Origin of the sequence: Protofrankia sp. Cj5 (assembly GCF_917627405.1) — a bacterium.
Taxonomy (GTDB): Bacteria; Actinomycetota; Actinomycetes; order Frankiales; family Frankiaceae; genus Protofrankia.
Window position 1 is genome coordinate 1 of record NZ_CAKJTO010000042.1, and the last position, 23,821, is coordinate 23,821.

Below are 23,821 nucleotides of genomic sequence, written 5' to 3' on the forward strand. Positions count from 1 at the left end.
CCTTCGATGCCGACGAGCGGCTGAGGAGAACGAGCCAGCTACAGACCCGAACGAAGATCAGGTGCAGCAGGCGTACGGACATAGCTGACCATCATGCCGGCAGCCCACTCCACCGCGTCAGCCCAGGTCACAGGCCCAAGCCGACTTCTGGCACCCCACAGGGAAATGGTGTCCCTTCGTACCGGGCGCCGCGCGGCCCTAACGGACGAGCTCACCTTCGGCACCAAGTCAGCCCGATGTTGACCGGACGGCCAGCCACGATTTTCCATCGCCCCACGTGGCCGGCCACGCCCGGCCCCCACCGCTAACGGGCCGGAGGCCCGGTACCGTCGCCGTACCGGCGGGCATAGTCGGACGCGGGGTAGCGGGCGGCACCTGGTACCCCGCACGGCAGGTGGGATAGCGGACTACCTTGACATCCTCCCGCCCTGAAGGTCGGGGATTCCTACCGTGCGGCTCATGCCGCACCTCGGTGGGTTCCTGCTTCACTGCCCATTGCCACCGCACGCGGTGGGATGATGCGTTTGTTGCGCAAGTATACCGAAGGGCAGCGGCGGCCGGCCCCGATGCTCTAACCCTGCCCGGAACGGCGGGGCTTGCACGCTACATTTCCAAGGGTCATCCCCAGTACGGGACATCAAGATTCGTTGAAGGACGGAAGGAGGCCCTGCGGTGGACCCCGTGACTATCGACCACGCCCGCCTGCACGCGGTGATCGAGGAACTGGCCGGGCCGACCGACCCAGCCGGCGACCGGGCCGCGACCGTGCTGCACGCCCAGGTCGCGGCCCTGGCGTGGGTCCGCGACACCCTCGGCACTTACCCCGCGCCGGTCCCCATCGCGACCATGATCACCAAGGCCGCCGCGGAGCTGCGCCACGACGACCGCGACCCGGTCGACGTGCTCACCCGTGTCGCGTTGGCCGCCGTCGCCGCGCACCGCACCGCCGCGGTAGCGTGAGCGGCTACGTCCTCGACGATCTTGCCCTGATCGCAGGGCTCACCGATGATGGCGCCGAACACCACCGCCGAGAGCTGTCCCGGCTGCTTGCCGCAGCGATCGACCGCCGCCCCGCCATCGCTATACCCGCCCTGTGCCTGGCTTCCGCAGCCGTCCGCCGGCCGGCCATCGCCGGCCACCTCGCCGAGCTGGTCACCGGCGGCCCGATCGGCGCCATCGAGATCGTCGGCCTGTCCCGCACCGCCCTGGTCGCTCAGCTCCGCACCGAACACCCCCGCCTCAGCTGGCCCGCGCTGCACGCAGCCAGCACCGCCGCCACCATCCGGGTACCGATAGTAACCATCGACCCGGCGCGCTACGCCGACACTGCGGTCGAGGCCATCCCCCTCTGACAGCCACCACGGCAGCAGGGAAGGCGTTCCCCTACAAGATCAATGGTGGGTATTGCCCTTACCTTGGCTATACCCCTGTCCGTCCGGAAACGACGGCTACCAGGACGGCGGTCAGTAGCTGTCGACGGGGATCGCCTGGCCCCCAGCATAGTAGACGGCGGAACGGATCGACAATGGCCAGCTGACCACGAGTCAACGCACCCTCCCGGGCGCGCTTTCGGACCGTCATTTTCGGCGCGTCGGGGACGACGCCATACGCAGGATTGGCCTCGATCGGGGCTGGTTGGGTAGGGAGCTGGCGCGGTGACGCGTAAGCGTTCCGTTTCCAGCTCCCTACCCAACCAGTCCCCGTCACCGCCAGCTCCCTACCCAACCAGGCCCAAATCGTGTGCTCACGAACTGTGGAAACCGGGAGGGACATGGGCGTCGAGGTCCCCCGGGGGATCTCGGTCTACGTCGACGCGGATCTTGCCGTGCGGGTCGCTGGTCACGCGTCGGAGGTGTACGGGCAGCGTCAGATGGCCGTTCGAGATCAGGCCGACGTTAGGTTCGAGGTCTTCGACGGGGATGGCGAGACGGAGATCGGGGAAACGGTCGAACAATGCGGGCAGCGCGATCGCTGCTTCGGCTCGGGCGAGGGGTGCGCCGAGGCAGAAGTGGACTCCATGGCCGAAGGCCAGGTGCTCTTTGGTGGGCCGGGTGACATCGAATTGGTCGGCGGTGTTGCCGTGCAGCTTCGGGTGACGGCTGGCGGCGGCATACGAGGCGAGGATCGCCTCGCCTCGGCGAATGGTCAGGCCGCTGGGGAGGGTGATGTCCTCGACCGCGTAGCGCATCGGTAGGTGAGCGAGGGGGGCTTCGTACCGGAGCGTTTCCTCGATGACGTCTTTCCACCCGGCGCGGCCGGCGCGGACGTGGGCAAGCTGGTGGGGGTGGACGAGGAGGGCCGCGATGGCCTGGTCCAGGAGGCTGACGGTGGTTTCGTAGCCTGCGCCGATCACGAGTAGTAGAGTGTCGACGAGTTCCTGTTCGGTAAGGCCGGAGCCGTCGCCTTCGGTGTCCCGGACGGCAATCAGTGCTGACGTGATGTCGTCGCCGGGCTCGGCTCGCTTGGCGGCAACCAGGTCGGAGAGGATCGCATATAGCTCTTGGGTGTTGGCTGCGGCCTTTTCGGGGGTGAGAGTGGTGTCGAACACTTTGTCGACGGTACGGCGGAAGTCGAAATGGGAGTCCTCGGGTAGGCCCATGATCTTGCTGATCACTTGGATCGGTAAAGGGAAGGCAAAGCGTTCGCGTAGGTCGACGGTCTGGCCGGGCGGGGTAGCGGCGAGGTCGTCGAGGAGGACGGCGGTGATTTGCTCGATGCGGCCGACCATGGTGGCGACGCGGCGGGCGGTGAACGCCGGGCTGACCAGGCGGCGCAGGCGTTCGTGGTCGCCGCCATAGGCGGTGAACATATTCTTTACGGCGACCCAGAGGGCCAGGGGCCATTTGCCGATGATTTCGTCGGGGAACTTCGGCCAGTGCTGGTAGGCGTCCTTGGAGACGCGGGAGTCGGTGAGGAGCTGTTTGAGCAGGTCCGGGTCGGTGACCGACCACGCCTGCACGCCGAGGATGTCTACAAGTGTGGCGGGACCGCGGGCGCGCAGCTCGGTGTCCTCGGCGTGACGGTTTCTGCCTTCGGCATTCAGGACGAGTACCTGTCGGTCCATACGGGAACTCCTCGTAGTGCCGCGTAATGCGACGGCGGAATCAAGCGGTCAAGGCGACGCATTCGCTGTCAACAGATCGCCAAACACTTCAAGGGGCGTCTGCCAGTTCAACGAAGATTTTCAGAAACCCCTATTGAAACAATTATTCCGATAAACCCCATTTTCCGGCTTTTGACCAAAAAGTTGTGGATTTTTAGCAGGAGGTCGCCAACAAACCCCCAGCTCGGCGACATGATCATCTGGATCGGAACGCCAGAAATAATGATCATCCTGAGAGCTAAGGATCTGTAATGAATTAACAAATGCATCCTCGGGAGCGTCTTCGCAGGTCGTAGGCCTGCAGAAGGCTCAAAATGAACAAGTTATTTCATTACGAATTCTAATGGTCATCTATAGCACGAATTCCGACAAGCCGGACATTGACGATCAATGCTCTGAGCTGGATGTTTGAGCTGTGACCCCTGCTGAACAGCTACCAAAAGTTAGCAAAATGAGATTTATCGGAAAATTATTTCAATAGAGGGTTCCGAAAATCTCCAACGTCTCCCGTGGCCTCCCATTCAACTGTATAGCCAGACTATCAAGCTCCGCATGCGAATGCAAGGACAGGTCGGTACCCTTCGGGAAATACTGCCGGAGCAGCCCGTTCGTGTTCTCGTTGGAGCCTCGCTGCCACGGCGAGCTCGACTTTTGCACCTTTCTTGATCGATAGCCATGGCGACCGCCAGGTTGCGCTCCAGCGGGCACGGTCTGGCACATCCGGTCGGGTAGCTGTTCAGCAGGGGGGTCGCTGACAAACCCCCAGCTCAGCGGCATGGCCATCTGGATCGGAACGCCAGAAACAATGATCATTTTGAAAATTAATAGTTATCTATAGCATGAATTCCGACATGTCGGATAGTGGCGATCATCGCTCTGACCTGGATGTTTGAGCTGTGACCCCTGCTGAACAGCTACCCCTCCCTCACCAGCTTCCGCCGCACCTACGCACGGGCCTAGATTCAGGTGAAGTACTACTACAACCTGACGGTGGACAGTGCGGAGAAGGCGGCGCTCAACACCATGCTGGGAACCTGCTGACAGATTCCACGGGAATCCGTTCCAACAGGCCTGGTCGTCCGTGAGTAGCGCGGCGGGCGACCAGGCCGCCTGTCTGGGTTCATGCGTCCTTCTGTCGTTTCACTGTCAGCCTGTCGGGTGTCCGACGTTGCGCTACCAGGCGACGCCTATAAAAATCGGAACCGTCACGATGGCCACTCGACGTATGGAATTAGCTGGCAGATAACCAGAGAACTCCTCAGGCGTCCCCGCCCCTGTCATACCGGTACGAAAGAAAGGCCAGGTCAGCCGGGGGAAACCACGACAGTGACGAGTGCTTCTCGCCGTGGTCGCGTCTCACCAGCCGCGACGGTGCGCAGGTCGCCGGCACATCTGAGCCCACGCGCCCCGCCAGCCGACACCGCGGGGATCACAAGGTCGACACCACCGGGTCAGCCGGAGTGACGTACCGCCTGCCCCGCACGAACGACACGCCCTGGAAGGAACCATGAGCCGCTGCGAACCTGCGAGCCGAACCCGTATCCGTGCCTACCGCGAAGGCGTCCACGTGCTGCTCATCGCCGAGGGTGAGATACCCACCCCCGGCTTCACCATCACCATCACCCCAAGCCCGCTGCGGATCTTCCCCCAGCAATTTGATCTCCAACGCTGCGCGAAGCCCGGCATCTTCCCCCAGCATGTCACCCCGTATCGGCACCTCGAAACGGTCCGCTACCCCGAAGACCAGCCGCAGATCACCGTCCATCACGCCGACGGCACCGACCAGATTCCCATCGAGCCCTGTGGCACGGACCTCGCCGGCTACGCGACCGCCGTGCGAGGCAGCGCGGAGAAGGCCGCCCCGCCGGCGGCGGATGAGGCCGTGGGCATGTCACCCACCCTCAGCTTCGACGACGCGTTCGCGAAGGCCATCGCGAACCTACCGGCCGTCGACGCCCCGCACGCCGACGCGCTCACCCACATCCAGGTCCTGGAGACCAGCGGCCTGTTCGGCGGGTTCGCCGGGTTCCACCACCTCCTCGTCCGCGTAAGCCGGACTATCACCTGACCGCCGACCAGCCCGCTGCGCCCGTCCGAGGATCGACAAGGTCGGACGGGCGCAGCAGCGGGCGCCCCGGGCAGGTGCGCGTCGGGTGTGGGGTGCGTCAGCCCGGGGCACGTGTACCGCAGCCGCTCCGGTGCCACCGGGTCGGGGTTTTGTCCTTGAAAAAGACCCGCGCCTCATGCGACGGGCCGCTGTGGTCCAAGCCGTAGAACATCAGGTCTGCGCGGGCGATCTCCACCCCTCGGTGGCCGGGGGCAGTTCGAGGGGGAAACGGACGGTTATCGCTACCCTCCTACCGTCGTGCGGCTGGAGAAACTGGCTAGCGGGAGTTTCGCCCCTAGTTTGATCTTGGTTGGAGTATTCGCAGCTCATGACCGATGTCGATCTTCCGGAGCTGTATGACCTAAGAGAGCATCTTGTCCTTTTTTGCAATGGTTCAGCCTGTGGGGTACCAGAACTCGGCCACTGGTGCTGACCTGGGGTTTTAGGCTGCGGCTCGTTCGTATTCGTTGACCAGGCCGCCGAGGGTGGCCCGGCGTTTGATCCGCTCCTTGGTCAGGTCGGCGATGGGGTGGTCGGGCCGGGTGGTTGAAGGTCGCGGGCGCGGTGGGGTCGTCGTCCGTTGTCGTGGGTCGCGTACCCGGCCAAGACAGCGCGTAGATGCCGTTGACTGAAGATCATCATGTGGTCGGTGACCTCGGTCCGGACGGTGCGGACGAACCGTTGCGCGTAGGCGTTCGCCCGGGGAACCCGAGGTGGGATCGTGACGGTGGTGATGCCGGCATCGGCGAGGACCGCGTCGAACGACGCGGTGAACTGCCCGGCCCGGTCACGGATCAGGAAGTCGGCCGTCCGGTCGCCGAGATCCATCAGGAGGTTTCGGATCTGCTGGGTGGTCCAGGGCCCGTCTGGATGGGCGGTGACCCCGAGGATGTGGACGGTGCGGGTTCCGACTTCCAGGACGAAGAAACAGTACAGGCGCTGGAGCATCACGGCGCAGTCCACGTGGAAGACAGTCGACCGCCAGCATGGTCGAGGCCTGCGTGCGCAGGAACTGCCGCCCTGTCGTGTCGGTCTGCCGCTTGGGCGCGGGTGGGAGACCCAGGGATTGCAGGACGCGGCGGATCGTGGACGCGCTGACCTTGTGGCCGAGCGTGAGGAGCTCGCCTTGGATCCGCTGGTAGCCCCGTGTCGGGTTCTCGGTCGCGAGCCGTTCGATCAGTGCGGCAATCTCCCGGCTGACCGGTGGTCGTCCTGTCCGCTGCGGGTGGGTCCATGTCCGTGTGCTCAGACGGCGGTGCCACCGGATAACGGTGCCGGGGGTGACCAGCCGGTGGGCTCGCAGCGTCGTGGGCAGGCGTCGGATGAGTGCGGCGAGTACCGCCCGGTCTGCCCAGTCCCACCGGGGCTTGCGCTGGGTACGGCGCAGCACCGCGACTTCGTGCCGCAACACGAGCAGTTCGACGTTCTTGGATGCCGACGAGCGACCGAGGAGGACCAGCCAGCCACACACCCGCACGAAGATTAGGTAGAGCAGGCGTACGGACATAGCTGACCATCATGTCGACAGTCACGCCCTCACATCGGGCCAGGTCACAGGCCCAGGCCGACTTTTGGCGCCCCACACGCCAGCGCCCAACGCGGCGTTTAACCCGAACCGCATGGACCCATGACGATGGGGAGCTACGTCGGTACCGGGGCGGCCGTCCCCTGGGGTCGAGCCCGGCGGACGTGACGCCGGTACGGCTGAGCACGCAATTGCCGACGGCGCTTGCGACGCGCGCGGCTGTCGATCATACGATCGTCGGCGACGTCATCCACCACGCACTCCGGGTGTGGCTCGACATCACGTACTCCGTCACGACACGGGTCACAAACGCTCACGCTCTGCCGGCCGGAGGTTCGTGAGTAGCTGTGTGACACTGTAGTCATGGTGGACGGGCTGTGGTGGGATGAGGAGGACGCGCAGTACATCCGGCACCGTTGCGACCGTTACCCGGGGGCGACCGGCATCGAGCCGGAGTGGACGGTGGAAGCGGCCGCGGATCCGCGCCGGATCGTCCGCAACCCGGATCCCAAGAGCCAGACCGGAGCCATCCGGCTCGTCGGCTACTCGCCGAGCGCCGGCTTCGTCCTCACGGTGATCATCGATTCGGTTGACAAGGCCGGGATCACCGCGTGGAAGACCCGCGGAGCCGATCTTCGGGACTATCTGGAAGGGCAGGGCAGGCCATGACTGGTAACGCGACGCGCACTCGACGGGATGCCATTCGCGCCGAGTACGCCGCCGAAGAAGCCGAAGCCGCCGAAGCCGAGGTGTTGGAGAACGAACAGGCCGTGGTTTCTGTGCGGGTACCCGCCTCTCTGGCGGAGAGCCTCAAGGCCTGGGCCAGCGCCGAGCACATCCCCACCTCGGCGCTGATCCGGCGCATCCTCACCCGAGCTGTACACGATCCTGAAACGCCGGTGCTGACCGTCGAGCAAGTCGAGGAGATCGCCCGACGCGTGTTCCGTGAGTCGGCATGAGCATGAACATGTCGCGGCAGGGCGGACGGCGAGGTGACGACCGACGCGGGCGGTCGAGCCATGTTCCGGTGTGAAGATGATCGAGATCGAAGGAGTCCGTCGGATACGGCGGGTGGTAGACACGCCTACCTGACATCGACAGAAACGATGGGTGTTGCGTGTGGGGTGCCAGAACTTGGCCACCGGTGGTGACCTGGGGTTTTAGGCGATTTTAGGCGGCTCGTTCGTATTCGTTGACCAGGCCGCCGAGGGTGGCCCGGCGTTTGATCCGCTCCTTGGCCAGGTCGGCGACGGGCTGCTCGGGCCGGGGTGGTTGAAGGTCGCGGCCGCGGTGGGGTCGTCGTCCGTTGTCGTGGGTCGCGTACTCGGCCAGGACAGCGCGTAGGTGTCGTTCACTGAAGATCAGCATGTGGTCGGTGGCCTCGGTCTGGACGGTGCGGACGAACCGTTGCGCGTAGGCGTTCGCCTGCGGGGTTCGGGGTGGGATCGTGACGGTGGTGATGCCGGCATCGGCGAGGACCGCGTCGAACGACGCGGTGAACTGTCCCGCGCGGTCACGGACTAGGAACTGGACGTCGGCCGCCCGGTCGCCGAGGTCCATCAGGAGGTTTCAGATCTGCTGGGTGGTCCAGTGCCCGTCTGGATGGGCGGTGACCCCGAGGATGTGGACGGTGCGGGTTCTGACTTCGGTGACGAAGAAGCAGGACAGGCGCTGGAGCGTCACGGCGCAGTCCACGTGGAAGACGTCGAGGGCCAGCATGGTCGAGGCCTGGGTGCGTAGGAACTGCCGCCAGGTCGTGTCGGTCTGCGGCCTGGGCGCCGGTGGACCCAGAGACGTCAGGACCCGGCGGATCGTGGACGCACCGACCTGGTGGCCGAGCGTGAGGAGCTCGCTCTGGATCCGCTGGTAGCCCCACGTCGTGGTCTCGGTCGCGAGCCGCTCGATCAGCGCGGCGATCTCCCAGCTGACCGGTGGCTGTCCGGTTCGCCGCGGGTAGGTCGATGTCCGTGTGCTCAGACGGCGGTGTCACCGTAGGACGGTGCCGGGGGTGACCAGCCGGTGGGTTCGCAGCGTCGTGGGCAGGCGTCGGATGAGTGCGGCGAGGACTACCCGGTCTGCCCAGTCCCACCGGGGCTTGGGCTGGGTACGGCGCAGCACCGTGACCTCGTGCCGCAGCACGAGTAGCTCGATGTTCTTGGGCGCCGATGAACGGCCGAGGAGGACCAGTCAGCCGCACACCCGCACGAAGATCAGATAGGGCAGGCGGATCGACATAGCTGACCATCATCCCGCCGGCTCGGTAGGGCCGCATCTCCCCAGCTCACAGGCCCAGGCCGACTTCTGGCACCCCACAGGGTCGAGGCATCCCGAAGGACACGGACGCCGCGGACGAGGAGGTCACAGACACGGACGTCGCGGAGAAGGCGTCTGGCGGGGTGGGGCGGCGGCGGGGGAAGAGGAAGCGGGGCAAGCAGCCTGGCGAGGACGGGCTGACCCTGGCCTGGCGGGAGGTTCCGGACCGGGTCGAGAGGCATTTCCCGGTCGGGGACTGCTCCTGCGGCGCCGGGATCGCCGACGGCACGGTCGCCGGGGTCGCCCGCTCGCATCAGTCCCACGACGTCGCCCGCGTCGAGTTCGCTGTGACCCAGCACGACCTGTACCGGGTCGTGTGCGGCTGCGGGCTGCGTCATGTAGCGGCCCGGCCTGCCGAGGTGCTCGACGCGTCGGTGTCCTACGGCCCGGAGATCCGGGCGATCGCGCTGTACCTGCTCGTGCGCCCGCACATACCGGTCGAGCGGATCTGTGAGCTGCTCTTCGAGGTCTACCAGGTTGAGGTGTCCACCGGCTGGGTGCACGGCCTGCTCGCCGCCGGGTCGGAGGCGGTCGACCCGGCGGTGCGGGAGATCGAGGAGCGGATCGCGGCCGAGAAGGTCGTCGGCTTCGACGAGACACCCATGAAGATCGGACCGAAGGGGCGGACACGGTACGTGCTTTCGGTGTCGACCGGGCTGTTCACGTTGTTCATGCTGGGACGGCGTGACCTGGTCAGCTTCGAGCTGTTCCTGCTCGCCCGGATGCTGGGTGTCGTCGTGCACGACCGCTACGGCCTGTACGACCACGTGACGTTCAACGGCTTCCTGCACCAGCTCTGTGTCGCGCACATCCTGCGGGACGTGCGGGACGTGATCGAGACCTACCCAGACGCGGCGTGGGCGCCGCAGGTCGCCCGGTCGCTCACGGGGCTGGTCCACCAGGCCAGCCTTGCTCGCCTCGCCGGGCTTGCCGGGGTCCCGGCCGCGCTGCGCGACCCGTTGATCGAGGAGTTCCGTTCCGGGGTGAAGGTCGGCCTTTCTGAGATCGTTCCCGCGCCGAAGGGCCGTAAGCAGCCGGTCGGTCGCTGCCTACTCGAGTGCCTCGACGCCCGCGAGCAGGATGTGCTGCGTTTCGTGTTCGACCTGGACGTCTGGGCGACGAACAATCAGTCCGAGCGCGACCTACGGCCGTTCAAGACACAGCAGAAGATCTCCGGTCGGCTCACCTCGGAGATCGCCACCGCAGCCCGGCTCAAGATCGCCTCTTACGTCTCCACCGCCCGCAAGCACGGTGAGTCAGCGCTACGTGCCCTGCGTCTGGCGTTTCTTGGTGCCCCCTGGATGCCACCGCCCGCCGTCGTTTCGACCTGACGGGCCGCCACGAACGACCCCGCCGCACCGGCCCACCCTGCGCGGCCCGCAGCCATGCCCACGATGGCTACCCACAGCAAGATCACTTATGGTGGTGAATGCTTACTTCGATCAGTGAGCCGCGGCCAGGGGGCACCTGGGTGCGGTGAGCCGGAATGACGATCTCAAACACGCTCTACGAGGCTCCGGCAATAGGACTGTCCGGCTCGCGCCGCCCGGTCGGCGCCTCGCGTCATCGCTCCCCGTCCGTCGCTGTGCGATGCACGGGTACCCCGGCTCGTCGGTCGACGCCCAACACAGGGCGCCTCCCTCCGCCGCCTCGCGATCCATCCACCCGGACGCCGCTCCCTGATCGAACGCCCTATTGCCGGAGCCTCTGAGAACTCGTCCTGTCAGAAGCCATCTGGCCGCGACCCGCGGTCCGGACCGACGGGCCAAAACAGGTTCTCAACGCCGGCCCAGAGCAGCTTCCTCCAGGTCCAGGTCGTGTTGCAGGCGCCGCCGTGTCGTGTCGCTGATCTGGTGCTCGTCATACAGACGGCGTAGCTCGACGCTCTGCACGACGAGCACCTCGCGGTGCAGCTCGCGGTATGCCTGGAGGGAGGTTCTGCCCGACTGATCGTCGCTGTACTCGGCGGGTTGTTCCAGGCGTGCGTCGAGGTTGCGGCGCATACGGGCGACGGCCGCTTCCGGGATGCTCTCCAGCCTGGTCAGGTGGTCGAGGTGGATGAGCCCGGCATGGGTCAGAAGGCTGCGGGCACGGGTTTCTTCCCGGGCGGTGTGCTCGGGTTCGAGCGCGACTCCGGAGCGGCCTACAACGTGGGCCAGGCTCAGGCCCTGGACGACGAGGGTGAACACGACGACGGCAGTGGTGAGGGTCAGGACCAGGGGGCGTCCGGGCAGCGGGGTGCCATCGGTGGCGCTGAGCGGGATGGACAGGGCTGCGGCCAGCGGCATCACGCCCCGGGTGCCGGCCCAGGTCATCACGCTCGCCAGCTGCCAAGACGGGCGGCCTCCGGTGGGTCTGACAGCCGCGGACAACGGGAGCATCCACAATACCCGCAGGATGATCAGAGCGGCGGCGACAGCGAGTGCCTGGAGCGGCCACAGGCCGGTTCCGGCCGGGAGCTCGCGGATCAGGGATGGCAGTTCGAGACCGATGATGCTGAAAACCACACTTTCCAACAGAAACACCACCACCGCGTACACGGCGTGCAGTTGCAGCCGGATATGGGCGTCACTGAGCCGCTGCCGGGAGCGCCCCAACAGCACGCCCGCGACCACGACGGCGGTGATTCCCGAGGCGTGCGCGGATTCGGCCAGCACGTAGGCGGAATACGGGGTGACCAGCGCGATCACGGTCTCCAGCTCAGGGTCGGTGGTGTGTCGGCGGATGATCGCGACGACGGCCGCGACCGCCGCGCCGACCGCGCTGCCGCCACCTGTGAGCAGGAAGAACTGGCCGCTGGCCGCCTGCCAGCCGACCGCGCCGGAGGCCACCGCGACGGTGACCGCGACCTTGAAGAGCACCAGCGAGGTGGCGTCGTTGAACAGGCTCTCCGCCTGCACCAGCACCTGCACCCGGCCGGGGAGGGCGAGCCTGCGGCCGAGCGCGGTGACCGCGACTGGGTCGGTGCTGGCCAGTACCGCGCCCAGCACGAACGCCATGGCGGCCGGCAGCGGCGTGAGCACGACAACCAACGCGCCCACGGCGGCCGCGGAGGCCAGCACCAGACCGGACGCCAGCGCGGTGACGGGCCGCCACACCGTGCGCAGGTCGCGCAGTGACAGCTCTTCGGCGGAGGCATACAGCAGCGGGGGCAGGACGACCAGGCCGATGACCTGCGGGGCAATGCGCAGGGTGGGAGCACCCGGTACAAATGCCACCCCGAGCCCGGCCAGCACCAGCAGTGGTGGGGCGGGTACCCGCCAGCGGCGTGCCCCGGTGGCCACCGCGGTGGCGAGCACCACAAGAAACAGGAGCGTCCCCACCGCGCGCATCCGCCGAACCCCTGACCCATGATCGGGGTCACTGCCGCGGGCCGCCGCAGTTCATTCCCCGCGCCGACCAGGCTTCCCGGCACACCGTGGGCCTACTTTATCAATTCTCGCCCGCAGCCTGCTCGGTCTGGATCGGCGAAGGAGAAGGGTGTGGGTTGCCGCCTCGGATTTCTACTACAAGCTGTCGTAACATACGACGAGATGTCATCGGTTAGGGTGGTGCGGGTCGCGTGGCCCGGCGGGCGGCGGGCGTTGGGCATGTTCGAGGGTGAGGTTCTGGCGGAGTTGCGGGTAGGTGATGGTCTGGTGACGCCAGCCGCGGTGGCGCTTGCGCCTGCCGTTCTGGCCACTACCGGGATCGGGCTCGGCCCGGCCGCGCCCGAAAGGTCGCCGTTCCACGAGCATGCGGTGACCCGTCGGCTTGCCGCGCTGTTTGCTCCGCCGCCACTGTCACGCTGGCTGCCCGCGGCAATCCCGGCTGTTCTCGGGTTGATTGCCGCGCTGCGCGCGGTTGACGCCAGCCGTGAGATCGGCCGGATGTTCGACCTCGCCATGCATGTCTGGTCCATGCATGCCTGGTCGCGGTAGCCGTGGCCGCGATACCCGCGCATCCGGTTACCATGGCCGCCGTGTTCGTCTCCAGCGTGGCTGCCACGGTCACCGCCACGCCGGGCACGAGCCTGCTCCAGCACCTGTTGATCATGCCCGGACCGGCCGTATACGCCATCGTCGCCGCTTTCGCTTTCGGCGAGGCGGCGATTTTCGTCGGATTCGTGCTACCCGGTGAGACCGCGGTGGTACTCGGTGGGGTGCTGGCGAGCCAGCATGTGGTCAGCCTCCCCGGTATGGCCGCGGTCGTGGTCGTTGCGGCGATCATCGGTGACTCGGTCGGCTATGAGGTGGGCCGGCATTTTGGTGAACGGATCTTGGCGTTGCCGCTGCTACGGCATCGCCGCCCGGCTGTCGACCGCGCCCGTGCCTACCTCCGGGCTCGCGGGGGGCGGGCGGTCTTCGTCGGCCGTTTCACCGCCTTCCTGCGTGCGGTCATGCCCGGCCTGGCCGGTCTGTCCCAGCTGCCCTACCGCCGCTTCCTCGTTTTCAACGCAGCCGGCGGTATTGTCTGGGGCGTCGGATTCACGCTGCTGGGCTATGTTGCCGGCGCATCCTACGCCAGCGTCGAGAAGGCGGCCGGATGGGTTTCCACCGGCCTGCTCACCCTGCTTGTCGGTGGCTTGCTCGTCCTGCACCTGTACCGCCGCCGACACGATCCGGCCACCGACAGCCAGCCTGGTACGTCCCCCCAAAGCAAAACCGGCGAATGAGCCGCCCGCTCGCGGTGAGCCCGGCCCGCCACTATCCGACCATCGCGGCTGTGGACCTTCGTGATCCGTGCCTGTGGACTCCGGTCCTTTGTCTATCTTTTTGTCCTTTGCTTGTTCTTTTTCAGGATTGAGAGGAATCCGTTTTCTCCGGTGCGCGGAGATGGCGCTGGGCCGGTGGCGCCGGGTCAGACGTCGAGGCCGTATTCGCGGGCGATGCCGGTCAGGCCGGTGACCCGGCCCTCGCCGAGCGCTCGGAACGTCCAGCCGTTGCCTTCGCGGGCGACTTCCCCGAACAGCATCGCGGTTTCGGTGGCCGCTTGGGTGGTCAGGTCGTAACGGGCGATCTGGTTGCCGTTCTCCGCGTCGAGAACACGGATGTAGGCGTTGCGGACGTCGCCGAAGCTCTGCTGCCGGTCTTCGGCATGATAGATGCTCACCGGGAAGACGATCCGGGTGATGCTGTGGGACAGCCGGTCAAGCCGGATGTCGATCTGTTCGTCATCCCCGGGATCGCCAGTTCCGTTGCCCTCCGCCGCGCCGGTGAGGTTGTCACCCCGGTGGACGATCTCATGCCGCGGGCTCGCGAGGTTGTTGAAGTAGACGAAGAAGTCCCGCGATGCCGCCCGGCCGTCCGCGGTCAGCGCGATGGCACTGGCGTCCAGGTCGAACTCGGTGGAGCCGGTGAGATCCGGGTCCCAGCCCAGGCCGACCGTGATGTGGGTGAGCCCGGCTCCCTTCGCAAGCAGGGCAACACCAGCGCTACCACGCCCCTCGATGTCCACAGCTTCCTCACCTTCCAACGGCGTCCGCCGTCCCCGTGTTAACAGAATCACTATCCGCGTCGGGAGCGGTCATGGGGGTGTCCGGAACGTGACATGCATCCTACGGATTCGCTTCTTTGCGGAACAGCTGGCTTGTGGTCCGCATCGTCATGACGCACGGCGAAAAGTTATGATACGGAGTGATATAAATCATATGTCCGCGAAGGGGTGATACAGCCGTAATATCGTTTTCGGCATGGCGGGTCACCCTGCTTCTTTTCTCGATAGTGGCGGAGTCCGCGGCGCGGCGCCGCATCCGGCTGTACCCGGTCGTGATCGGAAAAGGCACCTTTCCGGGTCGGGCCTGGTAGGGTTCGCGGAGTACCCGATGGAAGCGCAGGGCCGCGCTGGAGCCGGGTTATGTTGGTGCGGAACTACGCTGGCATGGAGCTGTGCTGGCATGGAAGCATCCCCAGCGGCGACGGGCGGAGGCCCGCGCTGGACGGTACCGCTGGAAAATCAGGCGTCACCGTCCCGCTGGCGGGTCGTTCTTGGCTTCTTTGCCGTGGAGATGACCACGTGCGTGGTACCTGTACGCCGGGCGCTCTAAAAGCCGTTCTGTTAAACCGGCATGAAATTTGGATGAGTTGGATGAGATGGAGTACTCAGATGGCAGCACAGTCGCTTTTTTCATCGCCGCAGCCCGCGGTCGAGTCCAGGACGTTGCCGCGCGTGGGAGGAGCTGGCCTGCCGTTGTTCCAGGAGCCGGTTTACCCGCCGGGAACCCCCAGGCCTGACGGCGCTGCGTCCTATGGCGACGGGCCCCACGACGGCGGGCCCGATGGCGATGAGCCCGACAGCCAGCGTTCACCCGTGTTCACGACCTCGGCGACCGCGGCTCCCTACGCGCGGGCCGCGGGGAAGGGCAGAGGGGGCCGTCCGACAGCGTCACGAACGGGCCGCAGCGGCCAGGCCGACCGGATAGGTCGATCGTAGGTGTAGTTCGGTACCGCTGTAGCTCGGGGCAGCGCGGGGTCTGGCTGGACGGAGCCTGGCGCGGCGCCGCGCGGAGCGTCGAGGTGGGTGACGGCAGCCCGGCGGCTTGCGCTGAAATCCCTACCAGCCGAAACAGCGGCCAAACAGGTCAGCAATGGCGTATGGGTGTCCACCCGTGATGGATGGCGGAAAGCCGTCGGTCAGGAGTTCCACCGGATTTTCTCAGCAAACACCAAGACTTCTCCGCGAAGCTGAGGGCACTGATCGCGATCGGCACCGGTGCGGTGCCCATCGCGGCATGCGCAGGTGGGTCGCTTTGCCCGCCGGGGCCTTCGGAGGAGTGGATGCAAGTATGGCGCCCGCGCCCGCGGATCGGACGGAAGGCACTCGCCCTCGGGGCGGTGGCCGCTGTCATCATCGTGGCGGGTTCGATTACGGTCGGTCTGGCGGTTTCGTCGTCCGCCACCGGTAGTACTCCACGTCAGGTTGCGGCGAGCCTCGGGACCATCCGGCAGGCGGTTTCAGCTACCGGGGTTATTCAGGCTGCCCACGAGGCGGACCTGACTTTTGGCGTGTCAGGTAGGGTCACCACCGTTTCGGTCACGGTCGGCCAGCAGGTTTCGGCGGGACAGCCGCTTGCCACAGTTGACTCGGCGGCCCTGACAGCTTCGGTCGCGCAGGCGCAGGCCAGCGTGTCCACCAACCAGTCCCGGCTGTCCGCCGACCAGACTGCCGGGGCCACAGCTGCCCAGCTCAATGCGGACAATCAGGCAATCACCGCCGCACAGGACGGGCTTGCCGCGGCGCAGCGTTCGCTGGCCCAGGCGAGCCTGACATCGCCGATCGCCGGTACCGTCGCGGCTGTCAACCTGGTGGTCGGCCAACAGGTCTCCGGCGGCGGTACGGCCACATCTGGCGCCGGCGGCGGGGGCTCGGTGTCGGGTGCCGCGTCGAGCACCTCGACGTCCGCGTCCTCCGCGTCCTCCGCCCAGGTGGTGATTGTCGGTTCTGATGGTTACAAGATCAATACTAGCGTCGACGACACCCAGATCGGCCAGATCAAGACGGGCAACCAGTCGGTCATCACGCCGAACGGCGCCACCACGACGCTGTTCGGGACGGTGTCCACCGTCGGTCTGCTCCCGACCCAGAGCTCGGGGGTGGCGACGTACCCGGTCACCATCGACGTCACCGGGATCCCAGCGGGGCTGCATCTCGGGGCGAGTGCCCAGGTGCAGATCATTGTCCGGCAGCTGACCGACGTCATTACGGTACCTACCGCGGCCCTGCGCTACACCGGCTCCCAGGCGCAGGTGTATCAGCTGATCGGGGGGCGGCAGGCTCCGCGAGCGGTGACGGTGGGGGTGAGCTCCGGTGGCGTCACGCAGATCACCGCCGGGTTGGCGGCCGGGGACATGGTGGTGGTACCCGACACGGCTCCCGCGGGACGTGTGCGCGGCGGGGCGGGGACCTCGACCGCCGGTACCGGTGGCGGCTTCGGTAGTGGTGGCGGTGGCGGCTTCGGCGGGGGCACCCGCGGCGGCGGGGTGAACTGAGCCGTGGCCCAGCCTGAGTCGCCTGCCAGTCGGGAGCCCGTCATCCAGCTCGACGGTGTCCGCAAGACCTACCGGACCGGTTCCCTCGAAGTCGAGGCGTTGCGGGGGGTGAACCTGCGTATTTCCGAGGGTGAGTACATCGCGATCATGGGCCCGTCGGGGTCGGGGAAATCAACCCTGATGCACATCCTCGGATGTCTCGATGTGCCCACCGCGGGTAGCTACCACCTTGCCGGCGAGGACGTCGGCCGGATGTCCGAGGAGGAGCTGGCCGAGATCCGCAATCGGCGGATCGGCTTTGTCTTCCAACAGTTCAACCTGCTTCCGACACTGTCCGCGTGGCGCAACGTCGAACTGCCGTTGTGCTATGCCGGTACAGGCCGGACGGAGCGTCGCGACCGGGCCGTGGACGCGCTGGAGAAGGTCGGGCTGGGGGACAGGATCGCCCACCGGCCGAGCGAGATGTCCGGTGGCCAGCAACAACGGGTTGCCGTTGCCCGTGCGTTGGTCACCGATCCAGCGCTCATCCTTGCGGACGAGCCGACCGGCAATCTCGACAGCGTGTCCACGGGGGATGTGCTTGGCCTGTTGAGCCAGCTGCACGCGGCCGGCCGCACGATCGTTCTCATCACCCACGAACCCGAGGTCGCCGCTACCGCCGGCCGGGTAGTGCGGATCCGTGACGGTGACATCCAGGACGACACGGGGCCGGGGAAGCACGCCGGTACCGGGCTCGGTAGCGGGGATCATTCCAATTCGCCCCTGCTCGCCTGGGATGTACGCAAATGAGCTGGATGGAGACACTGCGGATCGGGCTGGATGCGGTACGCACGCACCGGTCGCGTTCCGCTCTGACAGTGCTTGGCATCCTCATCGGTATTGCCGCGGTCATCCTCACCGTCGGACTCGGCCAGGGTGCCCAGGGCCAGGTCCGCGATCAGATCAACTCGCTGGGCAGCAACCTGCTCGTTGTCTCGCCGGGGAGCACTACCAGCAGCACCGGTGTCCGCGGCGGTTTCGGTTCGGCCTCGACGCTGACCGTGCAGGATGCCGATGCCCTCGCCGTCAGGGATGTCGCTCCCGACATCGCCGCGGTCGCACCGGCCAGCCAACGCAGCCTTTCCCTGACGGCCGGCGCGTCGAACTGGACCACCACAGTCGTGGGGACGACGCCCGATTGGTTGTCGGTCCGGGCCCGCAAGATTGCTGTCGGACGGTTCATCACCAGCCAGGACGTGACCAACCACGCCGCGGTCGCGGTACTCGCGGCTACTACGGCCGAGCAGCTGTTCGGTGGCCGCAGCCCGATCGGCGCGACCGTGACCGTGTCGGGGGTTCCGATACAGGTCGTGGGTACCCTCACCGCGGTCGGTTCCTCCGCCACAGCCAATGAGGACGACCAGGTCGTCCTCCCGATCAGCACCGCGGCCAACCGGGTGTTCGGCGGCGCGACGCGCACCTCCGTACAGAGCATCTACCTGGAGGCGTCATCGTCGAAGACGCTGTCCGCGGCCTACCAGGAGGCCAACAACGAACTGCTCGCGCTGCACCACATCAGCACGCCCACCGGTGCCGACTTCACCATTGCCAGCCAGCAGTCCATCCTGTCCGCCGCGACTTCGGTCGACCGGACTCTGACCGTGCTGCTCGGGGGCATCGCCGCGATCTCGCTGCTGGTCGGCGGTATCGGTGTCATGAATATCATGCTGGTTTCTGTTACTGAACGTGTCCGTGAGATCGGTCTGCGCAAGGCTCTCGGGGCGCCGCCCCGGGTGATCAGACGCCAGTTCCTGGTCGAGGCATCTGTCCTCGGTCTGACCGGTGGTATCTCCGGTGCCGCGCTCGGTGTGGTGGGTGCCGTGGCGCTCCCGCACCTGATTTCTCAGCGTATCGATATATCACTTCCCGCAACTTTTGGATCGATCATCGTCGCGGTGGGAATCGGCGTCGGATTCGGTGTTTACCCCGCCAGCAGGGCTGCCCGCCTGGCCCCCATCGAGGCGTTGCGCAGCGAATGATGATCTATCGGTCTCCGGCCCGGCGTTCTGTCCAGGGCCACGATCAGGAAAGAGCCCAGCGTGTCCGAGTCGACTCTGCCCGCGAGTAACACCGCCGAACACGGCGTTCCTGGGCGCGGCCTGCCCCTGCACGAGCTGTCCGTACATGGGGTGCCCCCGCGCGTGGGCGCCGCTGTCCGGACAGCTCGGCCCGTATCCCGCCAGCCGCGGGTCAGCGCGGGAGGGCGGTTGACCGTCCTGCTGTCGGCCGCCGTATTCGCTCTGGTCGCCTGCGGTGGCAGCGCGAGCTCTACCACCGTGGCCGGCTCGACGGCGCCGGCCCCCGGGGTAAATCCCGCGCCGGCTGGCCCACCGGGCGTCACGGGAACGGCCGCGGCGGTGACTGACACAACGATCCAGGTCCAGAACCCCTCGGTGGGCCAGGTCGCCGTCAATTTCACCACGTCCACCGCTTTCACCCGGACCGAACAGACCACCGCGTCCAGCCTGGGTGTCGGCGACTGCGTACTGGTGACAGCGGCTTCGGGAACGCAAGAGGGTGGACAACCAGCCGCCACCGATGCCCCGGTCATCGCGCAGAACATTACGATCAGTAAGCCGGACGCGGGTAAGTGCACCGGTAACGGCGCCTCCCGCACTGCTTTCGGCGGCGGGGCACGCCCCTCGGGAGCCCCGAATCCCTCCGGCGGCCCCCAGGCGCAGCGCAGTCCCAGGGCCGGCGGCGTGGGCCGCGTCGGCGCGCTCTTCGGCACTGTCACGTCAAAGTCCGACACGGCCTTCGTGGTAGAGACCATCGCCCGTGGGGACACCCCAGCCACGACGAGAACCGTTACCACGGGCGTTTCGACCGTCTACGATCACACGGTCCCGGCATCGGCCGCTGTTCTGAAGGTCGGCGAGTGCGTCACGGCGGTGGGCCCAGCTGACAGCACCGGAGCGATCACGGCCACGTCGATCAACATCCGGTCGGCGGGGCCCAACGGATGTATCGGTGGTTTCCGTCGGCAGGGCGAGGCCACGGGGCCCGCTAATGGCTGACCGGACATTCCGTGCCCGGCGCCGCCGGGTTCGCAGCTGGGCCGCCGTCGCTGTCGCCGTCGTTGTCGTCGGCGGGGCCGGCGGCGGTATGCTGGCGGCCACCGCCTCCAGCGGGCCGTCCTACCGGACCGCAGCGGTCACCCGCCGCACGGTCGAGGCGACCGTAAGCTCTGTCGGCAGCGTGGCACCTGTCAGCCAGGCATCGATCAGTTTTCCTGTTGCCGGTCGAGTAGCGCAGGTTCCCGTCGCTGTCGGTCAGCATGTGGCGACAGGCGACATCCTGGCCGAGCTCGACACGTCGTCCCTTGTGGCCTCCCTCGACAATGCTCGGGCGGCGCTTGCCCTCGCGCAGGCGAAGCTCGCGGCGGACCAGGCCAGCCAGACCACCACCGGTACTACGTCGACATCCACGTCGACCGGTACCGGCACCGGCACCGCCACCGGCGCGGCATTTGTCACTTCCAGCCAGGTTGGTACGCCGAGCGGGAGTTATGCCGCCGTAAAAATGATCACCTCCAGTGAGCCGCGGGTCGGCTCCACAGCTAGTGGAGGTGCCAGCCAGGATTCGGCATCGGCGGTGGATCTTGTCAGGCGCTACCAGCGGCAGCTGTTGGCTGACCAGCACGCCGCCGACACGGTCCTTTATCAGACCCAGGCCGATCTGGCGCATGAACAGTCGGTGTGCCGAGCCTTCCTGAACAGCTTCGGTCATGCTGCGGAGCCGATGGCGGCAAGTTCCGCACGCGGCGGCCAGAGCCCGGCCGAGACTACCCAGGCTCCGAGCGCCACCCAGACCACGCAGGTACCAGAACAGGCGGCTGGGAGCACGCCCGACGGCACGGACTGCTCGGCGTTGCTCAAGGAGGTTCTTGCTGAGCAGGAGACCCTGAACAACGATCTACGCACGGTCGCCGCGGATGAAACGGCCCTCGATGCTGCGGTCGCCCAGCTCCTGACACAGTCTCCTGGAGGGCAACCGGCCGCTGCGGGGGGGCAGCCCTCGCCGAGCCAGACCAGCCCCGGGGCCGGGGCCGGGAGCGGTGGTCACGGCCAGGCGGGCGGTAACACAGGAAATAGCGGTGACACAGGCGGCACAAGTAAAACCGGCGATACTGGCAGCGTTGGCAATAACAGAGGTAGCGCTACTCGCGCGGGCTCCGCAGCGGGTGGTACGGCCGCAGGCGGCGCCAGGACGGGATCAGCCGCTGCGCGTGCGCCAGCATCAGCCGCGCAGATCGCCGCCGACCAGGCCTCGGTCGACGCGGCCAACGCCATGCTCCCGGTGGCCGCGCAGAGCCTGGACCAGGCACGGATCGTCAGCCCGATCGATGGTCTCGTGGCCGCTGTCAATATCGCGCCCGGCCAGTCCGTAACCGCCGGATCGAGTACAGCGGCGATTGTCGTGGTGAATCCAGGCGCAATGGAGGTCACGACGACCGTCAGCGACAGCAATGTCGCCGCGGTGAAGGTCGGCGCCAAGGTCACGGTGACTCCGGACGGCACTGATTCGCCGACAGCGGGCACCGTGGTGGCTGTCGGCCTGCTTCCGACGGTGTCCACAGCATCCACCGGGACGGGGCCGGGAGCGTCAGGCGGGGTCGCTTATCCTGTGACCATCGGTCTCAACGGCGGTGGCGGACAGCTGTTCGCTGGCTCCGGAGCGGCTGTGTCCATCGTTGTTTCCAGCGCGGTGAACGCGCTGGCCGTGCCCACATCGGCCGTCCGTACCATCGGTAATCGTCATATTGTGTCCGTGTTGCGGGATGCCAAGTTGGTCAGCCTGCCGGTGGAGGTGGGTGCGGCCGGCGTGAGTTTCACCCAGATAACATCCGGTTTGTCCGAAAGTGACCGGATCATTCTGGCGGACCTGCACGCCCCCCTGCCCACCAGCAACACCACGCTGCGCGGGCTCGGCGGCGTGGGGGCGACTGGCGGTGGTTTCGCCGGCGGCGGTGCCCCCACCGGCGCTGGTAGACGGAACTGACCGATAGCGGCAGCGGCAGGTTGCTTCGGCTGTGTTGGTCGGGTTCTCCGCACACTCGGCGTGTCCCGAGGGCCGTCCGTTCGAGGGCCGTCTGTTCGAAGGCCGTCTGTTCGAAGGCCGTCGCGTGTGGCTGTGCCAGGTGCGGTTGCCTTCTCAGCGTGGCGGCCCAGCGGCCTGCCCTGCGTAGTTGCCAACGGTGATGTTCCCTGTGGGCGGATCGGCCGGTTCCGGCTCACCTATGGGAAGAACGAGCCGGACAGTGGTCCCGTTGCCGGGCGCCGAACGTACGTCGGCGGTGCCGCCATGCGCGGCGGCGACAGCCGCGACGATGGACATGCCCAGCCCGCTGCCACCGTGGACCCGGTCGCGGCTCCCCGACGCCCGCCAGAAGCGGTCGAATACCCGCTCGGCCGCTTCTGAGGGCATACCCGGGCCGAAATCGCGGATCGTGAGATGGACACGGGCGCTGTCCCGGACGAGCGTCGCCTCAACGCGCGCTGTCACCGGGGTATGGACCCGCACGTTCGACAGAAGGTTCCCGACCACCTGCCGCAGGGCGTCGGCGTCGCCGACCACTACGCACCGGTCGGGGCAGGTCAGCTCAATGAGTCGATCCGGTTCGACAGCGACCGCGTCGGCAACCGCGTCTCGCAGCACGGCCGCGAGGTCGACGTCCGAGCGCTCCAAGGGCCGGTGCTCGTCGAGGTGGGCCAGGTACAGCATGTCATCGACCAGGGCACTCATCCGGGTGCTCTCCTCCTGGACACGACGCAGGGCGTCGTCCACATCCGCTGGCGGTATGACGCCCTGGCGCATCAGGTCGACATAGCCGCGGATGGACGTCAGCGGTGTCCGTAGTTCGTGGGACGCGTCCGCGACGAACCGCTGTAGTCGTTCCTGCGAGCGGACCCGCTCCTCGAACGCGGACTGGATCTGACCAAGCATGATGTTGAGTGCGGCGGCGAGCCGACCGACCTCGCTGCGCGCGGGCGAGTCGGGCACGCGTCGGGACAGGTCCCCGCCGGCGATGGCGGCTGCGGTCTCCGCGACATCACGCAACGGCCGTAGGCCACGCCCGAGCAGCAGCCATGCCGAAAAAGCCGCGCCGGTGAGAACGGCGATCCCGGCCACGATCTCTATGCCCGCCAGCCGGGCGATGGTTGCGGTGACTGGACGCAGCGGAATAGCCACGAGATCGATCTCGCCGCCCGCGGACAGCGACCCGGCGATCGCGCGGAAGCGCCTGCCATCGCTGACGATGGTGAACGGAGTTCCGGAGGCTACTCGGGCGTCGATGTCAGTGGCAGCGTTGATGAGCGGACGGGGCGGCGCTGGGCCGCTGCCGCTTCCCGTGACGACCAGGACCGAGCCGTTGCGCCTGCGTAGTTCCACCACGTAGTCGGTCGGGGCGATCGCGCGCTGCAGGCCTTCAATACTGATGGTGGGCGCCACCTGGGCTAGCAGAGCGTTGCTACGGGCCGTCACGATGTTCTGTGCGCTGCGCAGCTGATCGTCCGTCTGGTCGAAAAGGTAGGTACGCAGTGCGAAAATGCTGATGACCGCGGTACTGAACAATCCCACCGTCAGCAAGGCCAACAGGCCGATCATCAGCCGGGTCCGCAGCGCCGTTCCCCGTCCTGGGTCACTCACGAGTGTCAGACTCGCAGCAGTGGGCGCTGCCGTCGCCGTGCTGGTCGAAGCCGTTCTGGAGGCAAAGCTCACACTGGGGCTGGGATACCGGAAGCATAGTTGCGTGTTCAATTACG

At 66.9% G+C, this 23,821-nt stretch carries 20 protein-coding genes and 2 pseudogenes; 13 read left to right on the top strand and 9 right to left on the bottom strand.

What is annotated here, in order from left to right; all coding sequences use genetic code 11:
• Positions 1-672 precede the first annotated feature (672 nt).
• Together MJ777_RS11255 and MJ777_RS11260 are read left to right on the top strand one after the other, a co-directional pair.
• Positions 673-960, top strand: coding sequence for a hypothetical protein (locus MJ777_RS11255; protein WP_239313386.1), 288 nt, complete (start codon positions 673-675; stop codon positions 958-960).
• Positions 957-1,352 carry a hypothetical protein gene (locus MJ777_RS11260; protein WP_239313389.1) on the top strand — a complete coding sequence of 132 codons (396 nt, stop codon included), beginning with the start codon at positions 957-959 and terminating at the stop codon, positions 1,350-1,352. The genes MJ777_RS11255 and MJ777_RS11260 overlap by 4 nt, the downstream gene beginning before the upstream one ends.
• Positions 1,353-1,744: 392 nt before the next feature.
• On the opposite strand, the gene MJ777_RS11265 is transcribed toward MJ777_RS11260, so the two are convergent.
• Both MJ777_RS11265 and MJ777_RS11270 read right to left on the bottom strand, forming a co-directional pair.
• On the bottom strand, positions 1,745-3,064 hold the full coding sequence (locus MJ777_RS11265) for a cytochrome P450 (RefSeq protein ID WP_239313392.1): 1,320 nt from the start codon (positions 3,062-3,064) through the stop codon (positions 1,745-1,747).
• Positions 3,065-3,577: 513 nt separating this feature from the next.
• Positions 3,578-3,745 (bottom strand): annotated as a pseudogene (locus MJ777_RS11270) (transposase); the annotation flags it as partial.
• Between the two features lie 865 nt (positions 3,746-4,610).
• On the opposite strand from MJ777_RS11270, the gene MJ777_RS11275 reads away from it, so the two are divergent.
• The gene (locus MJ777_RS11275; RefSeq protein WP_239375854.1) at positions 4,611-5,171 is read left to right on the top strand and encodes a hypothetical protein; all 561 of its coding nucleotides are present in this window, start codon (positions 4,611-4,613) and stop codon (positions 5,169-5,171) included.
• A 481-nt stretch (positions 5,172-5,652) separates the two neighbouring features.
• Here the strand turns inward: MJ777_RS11275 and MJ777_RS23100 are convergent.
• Positions 5,653-6,717 (bottom strand): annotated as a pseudogene (locus tag MJ777_RS23100) (integrase core domain-containing protein).
• A 381-nt stretch (positions 6,718-7,098) separates the two neighbouring features.
• Between MJ777_RS23100 and MJ777_RS11285 the strand changes: the two are divergent.
• Positions 7,099-7,404, top strand: a complete 306-nt coding sequence (locus MJ777_RS11285) for a hypothetical protein (RefSeq protein WP_239375856.1) — start codon at positions 7,099-7,101, stop codon at positions 7,402-7,404.
• Positions 7,401-7,694, top strand: a complete 294-nt coding sequence (locus MJ777_RS11290) for a ribbon-helix-helix protein, CopG family (protein WP_239375858.1) — start codon at positions 7,401-7,403, stop codon at positions 7,692-7,694. Before MJ777_RS11285 ends, MJ777_RS11290 begins: the two co-directional genes overlap by 4 nt.
• 211 nt (positions 7,695-7,905) lie before the next feature.
• Here MJ777_RS11290 and MJ777_RS23105 read toward each other — a convergent pair whose 3' ends face one another.
• The 3 genes from MJ777_RS23105 to MJ777_RS23115 form a co-directional block, all read right to left on the bottom strand.
• The gene (locus MJ777_RS23105; RefSeq protein WP_370652704.1) at positions 7,906-8,295 is read right to left on the bottom strand and encodes an integrase core domain-containing protein; all 390 of its coding nucleotides are present in this window, start codon (positions 8,293-8,295) and stop codon (positions 7,906-7,908) included.
• A 9-nt stretch (positions 8,296-8,304) separates the two neighbouring features.
• Complete coding sequence (locus MJ777_RS23110) at positions 8,305-8,454, bottom strand: hypothetical protein (RefSeq protein WP_370652705.1); 150 nt, start codon at positions 8,452-8,454, stop codon at positions 8,305-8,307.
• Positions 8,455-8,721: 267 nt separating this feature from the next.
• Entirely contained in the window at positions 8,722-8,874 is a 153-nt protein-coding gene (locus MJ777_RS23115; protein ID WP_370652706.1) for a hypothetical protein, read from the bottom strand.
• A 257-nt stretch (positions 8,875-9,131) separates the two neighbouring features.
• On the opposite strand from MJ777_RS23115, the gene MJ777_RS11300 reads away from it, so the two are divergent.
• The gene (locus tag MJ777_RS11300) at positions 9,132-10,379 is read left to right on the top strand and encodes an IS66 family transposase (RefSeq protein WP_239375859.1); all 1,248 of its coding nucleotides are present in this window, start codon (positions 9,132-9,134) and stop codon (positions 10,377-10,379) included.
• 447 nt (positions 10,380-10,826) lie between these two features.
• On the opposite strand, the gene MJ777_RS11305 is transcribed toward MJ777_RS11300, so the two are convergent.
• Complete coding sequence (locus MJ777_RS11305; RefSeq protein ID WP_239375861.1) at positions 10,827-12,380, bottom strand: Na+/H+ antiporter; 1,554 nt, start codon at positions 12,378-12,380, stop codon at positions 10,827-10,829.
• A gap of 201 nt (positions 12,381-12,581) precedes the next feature.
• Here MJ777_RS11305 and MJ777_RS11310 point away from each other — a divergent pair, with 201 nt between their 5' ends.
• Both MJ777_RS11310 and MJ777_RS11315 read left to right on the top strand, forming a co-directional pair.
• Positions 12,582-12,968 carry a hypothetical protein gene (locus MJ777_RS11310; RefSeq protein WP_239375863.1) on the top strand — a complete coding sequence of 129 codons (387 nt, stop codon included), beginning with the start codon at positions 12,582-12,584 and terminating at the stop codon, positions 12,966-12,968.
• Positions 12,969-12,970: 2 nt separating this feature from the next.
• Positions 12,971-13,702 carry a DedA family protein gene (locus MJ777_RS11315; RefSeq protein ID WP_239375865.1) on the top strand — a complete coding sequence of 244 codons (732 nt, stop codon included), beginning with the start codon at positions 12,971-12,973 and terminating at the stop codon, positions 13,700-13,702.
• Positions 13,703-13,887: 185 nt separating this feature from the next.
• Here MJ777_RS11315 and MJ777_RS11320 read toward each other — a convergent pair whose 3' ends face one another.
• Positions 13,888-14,484, bottom strand: a complete 597-nt coding sequence (locus tag MJ777_RS11320; RefSeq protein WP_239309222.1) for a TerD family protein — start codon at positions 14,482-14,484, stop codon at positions 13,888-13,890.
• Between the two features lie 1,319 nt (positions 14,485-15,803).
• Between MJ777_RS11320 and MJ777_RS11325 the strand changes: the two genes are divergently transcribed.
• The 5 genes from MJ777_RS11325 to MJ777_RS11345 are packed head-to-tail and all read left to right on the top strand — an operon-like array spanning position 15,804 to position 22,055.
• A complete protein-coding gene (locus MJ777_RS11325) occupies positions 15,804-17,015 on the top strand; it encodes an efflux RND transporter periplasmic adaptor subunit (RefSeq protein ID WP_239375867.1) in 1,212 nt (403 codons plus the stop codon).
• Positions 17,016-17,018: 3 nt separating this feature from the next.
• The gene (locus tag MJ777_RS11330; RefSeq protein ID WP_239375869.1) at positions 17,019-17,804 is read left to right on the top strand and encodes an ABC transporter ATP-binding protein; all 786 of its coding nucleotides are present in this window, start codon (positions 17,019-17,021) and stop codon (positions 17,802-17,804) included.
• Positions 17,801-19,033: an ABC transporter permease gene (locus MJ777_RS11335; RefSeq protein ID WP_239309151.1), complete on the top strand. Its 1,233-nt coding sequence runs from the start codon at positions 17,801-17,803 to the stop codon at positions 19,031-19,033. Before MJ777_RS11330 ends, MJ777_RS11335 begins: the two co-directional genes overlap by 4 nt.
• Positions 19,034-19,093: 60 nt before the next feature.
• A complete protein-coding gene (locus MJ777_RS11340) occupies positions 19,094-20,071 on the top strand; it encodes a DUF5666 domain-containing protein (protein ID WP_239345036.1) in 978 nt (325 codons plus the stop codon).
• Positions 20,064-22,055 (top strand): efflux RND transporter periplasmic adaptor subunit, encoded by a 1,992-nt coding sequence (locus MJ777_RS11345; RefSeq protein WP_239375871.1) that lies wholly within the window; start codon positions 20,064-20,066, stop codon positions 22,053-22,055. Before MJ777_RS11340 ends, MJ777_RS11345 begins: the two co-directional genes overlap by 8 nt.
• Before the next feature lie 153 nt (positions 22,056-22,208).
• Here the strand turns inward: MJ777_RS11345 and MJ777_RS11350 are convergent, their stop codons facing one another.
• Entirely contained in the window at positions 22,209-23,705 is a 1,497-nt protein-coding gene (locus MJ777_RS11350; protein ID WP_370651462.1) for a sensor histidine kinase, read from the bottom strand.
• Between the last annotated feature and the right edge of the window lie 116 nt (positions 23,706-23,821).

Coding starts and splice junctions, on each gene's coding strand:
- MJ777_RS23110 (WP_370652705.1), bottom strand. CDS start 8,454: ATGCTGGCCCTCGACGTCTTCCACGTGGACTGCGCCGTGACGCTCCAG.
- MJ777_RS11290 (WP_239375858.1), top strand. CDS start 7,401: ATGACTGGTAACGCGACGCGCACTCGACGGGATGCCATTCGCGCCGAG.
- MJ777_RS11275 (WP_239375854.1), top strand. CDS start 4,611: ATGAGCCGCTGCGAACCTGCGAGCCGAACCCGTATCCGTGCCTACCGC.
- MJ777_RS11265 (WP_239313392.1), bottom strand. CDS start 3,064: ATGGACCGACAGGTACTCGTCCTGAATGCCGAAGGCAGAAACCGTCAC.
- MJ777_RS11310 (WP_239375863.1), top strand. CDS start 12,582: ATGTCATCGGTTAGGGTGGTGCGGGTCGCGTGGCCCGGCGGGCGGCGG.
- MJ777_RS11285 (WP_239375856.1), top strand. CDS start 7,099: ATGGTGGACGGGCTGTGGTGGGATGAGGAGGACGCGCAGTACATCCGG.
- MJ777_RS11305 (WP_239375861.1), bottom strand. CDS start 12,380: ATGCGCGCGGTGGGGACGCTCCTGTTTCTTGTGGTGCTCGCCACCGCG.
- MJ777_RS11345 (WP_239375871.1), top strand. CDS start 20,064: ATGGCTGACCGGACATTCCGTGCCCGGCGCCGCCGGGTTCGCAGCTGG.
- MJ777_RS11335 (WP_239309151.1), top strand. CDS start 17,801: ATGAGCTGGATGGAGACACTGCGGATCGGGCTGGATGCGGTACGCACG.
- MJ777_RS23105 (WP_370652704.1), bottom strand. CDS start 8,295: ATGGACCTCGGCGACCGGGCGGCCGACGTCCAGTTCCTAGTCCGTGAC.
- MJ777_RS11325 (WP_239375867.1), top strand. CDS start 15,804: ATGCAAGTATGGCGCCCGCGCCCGCGGATCGGACGGAAGGCACTCGCC.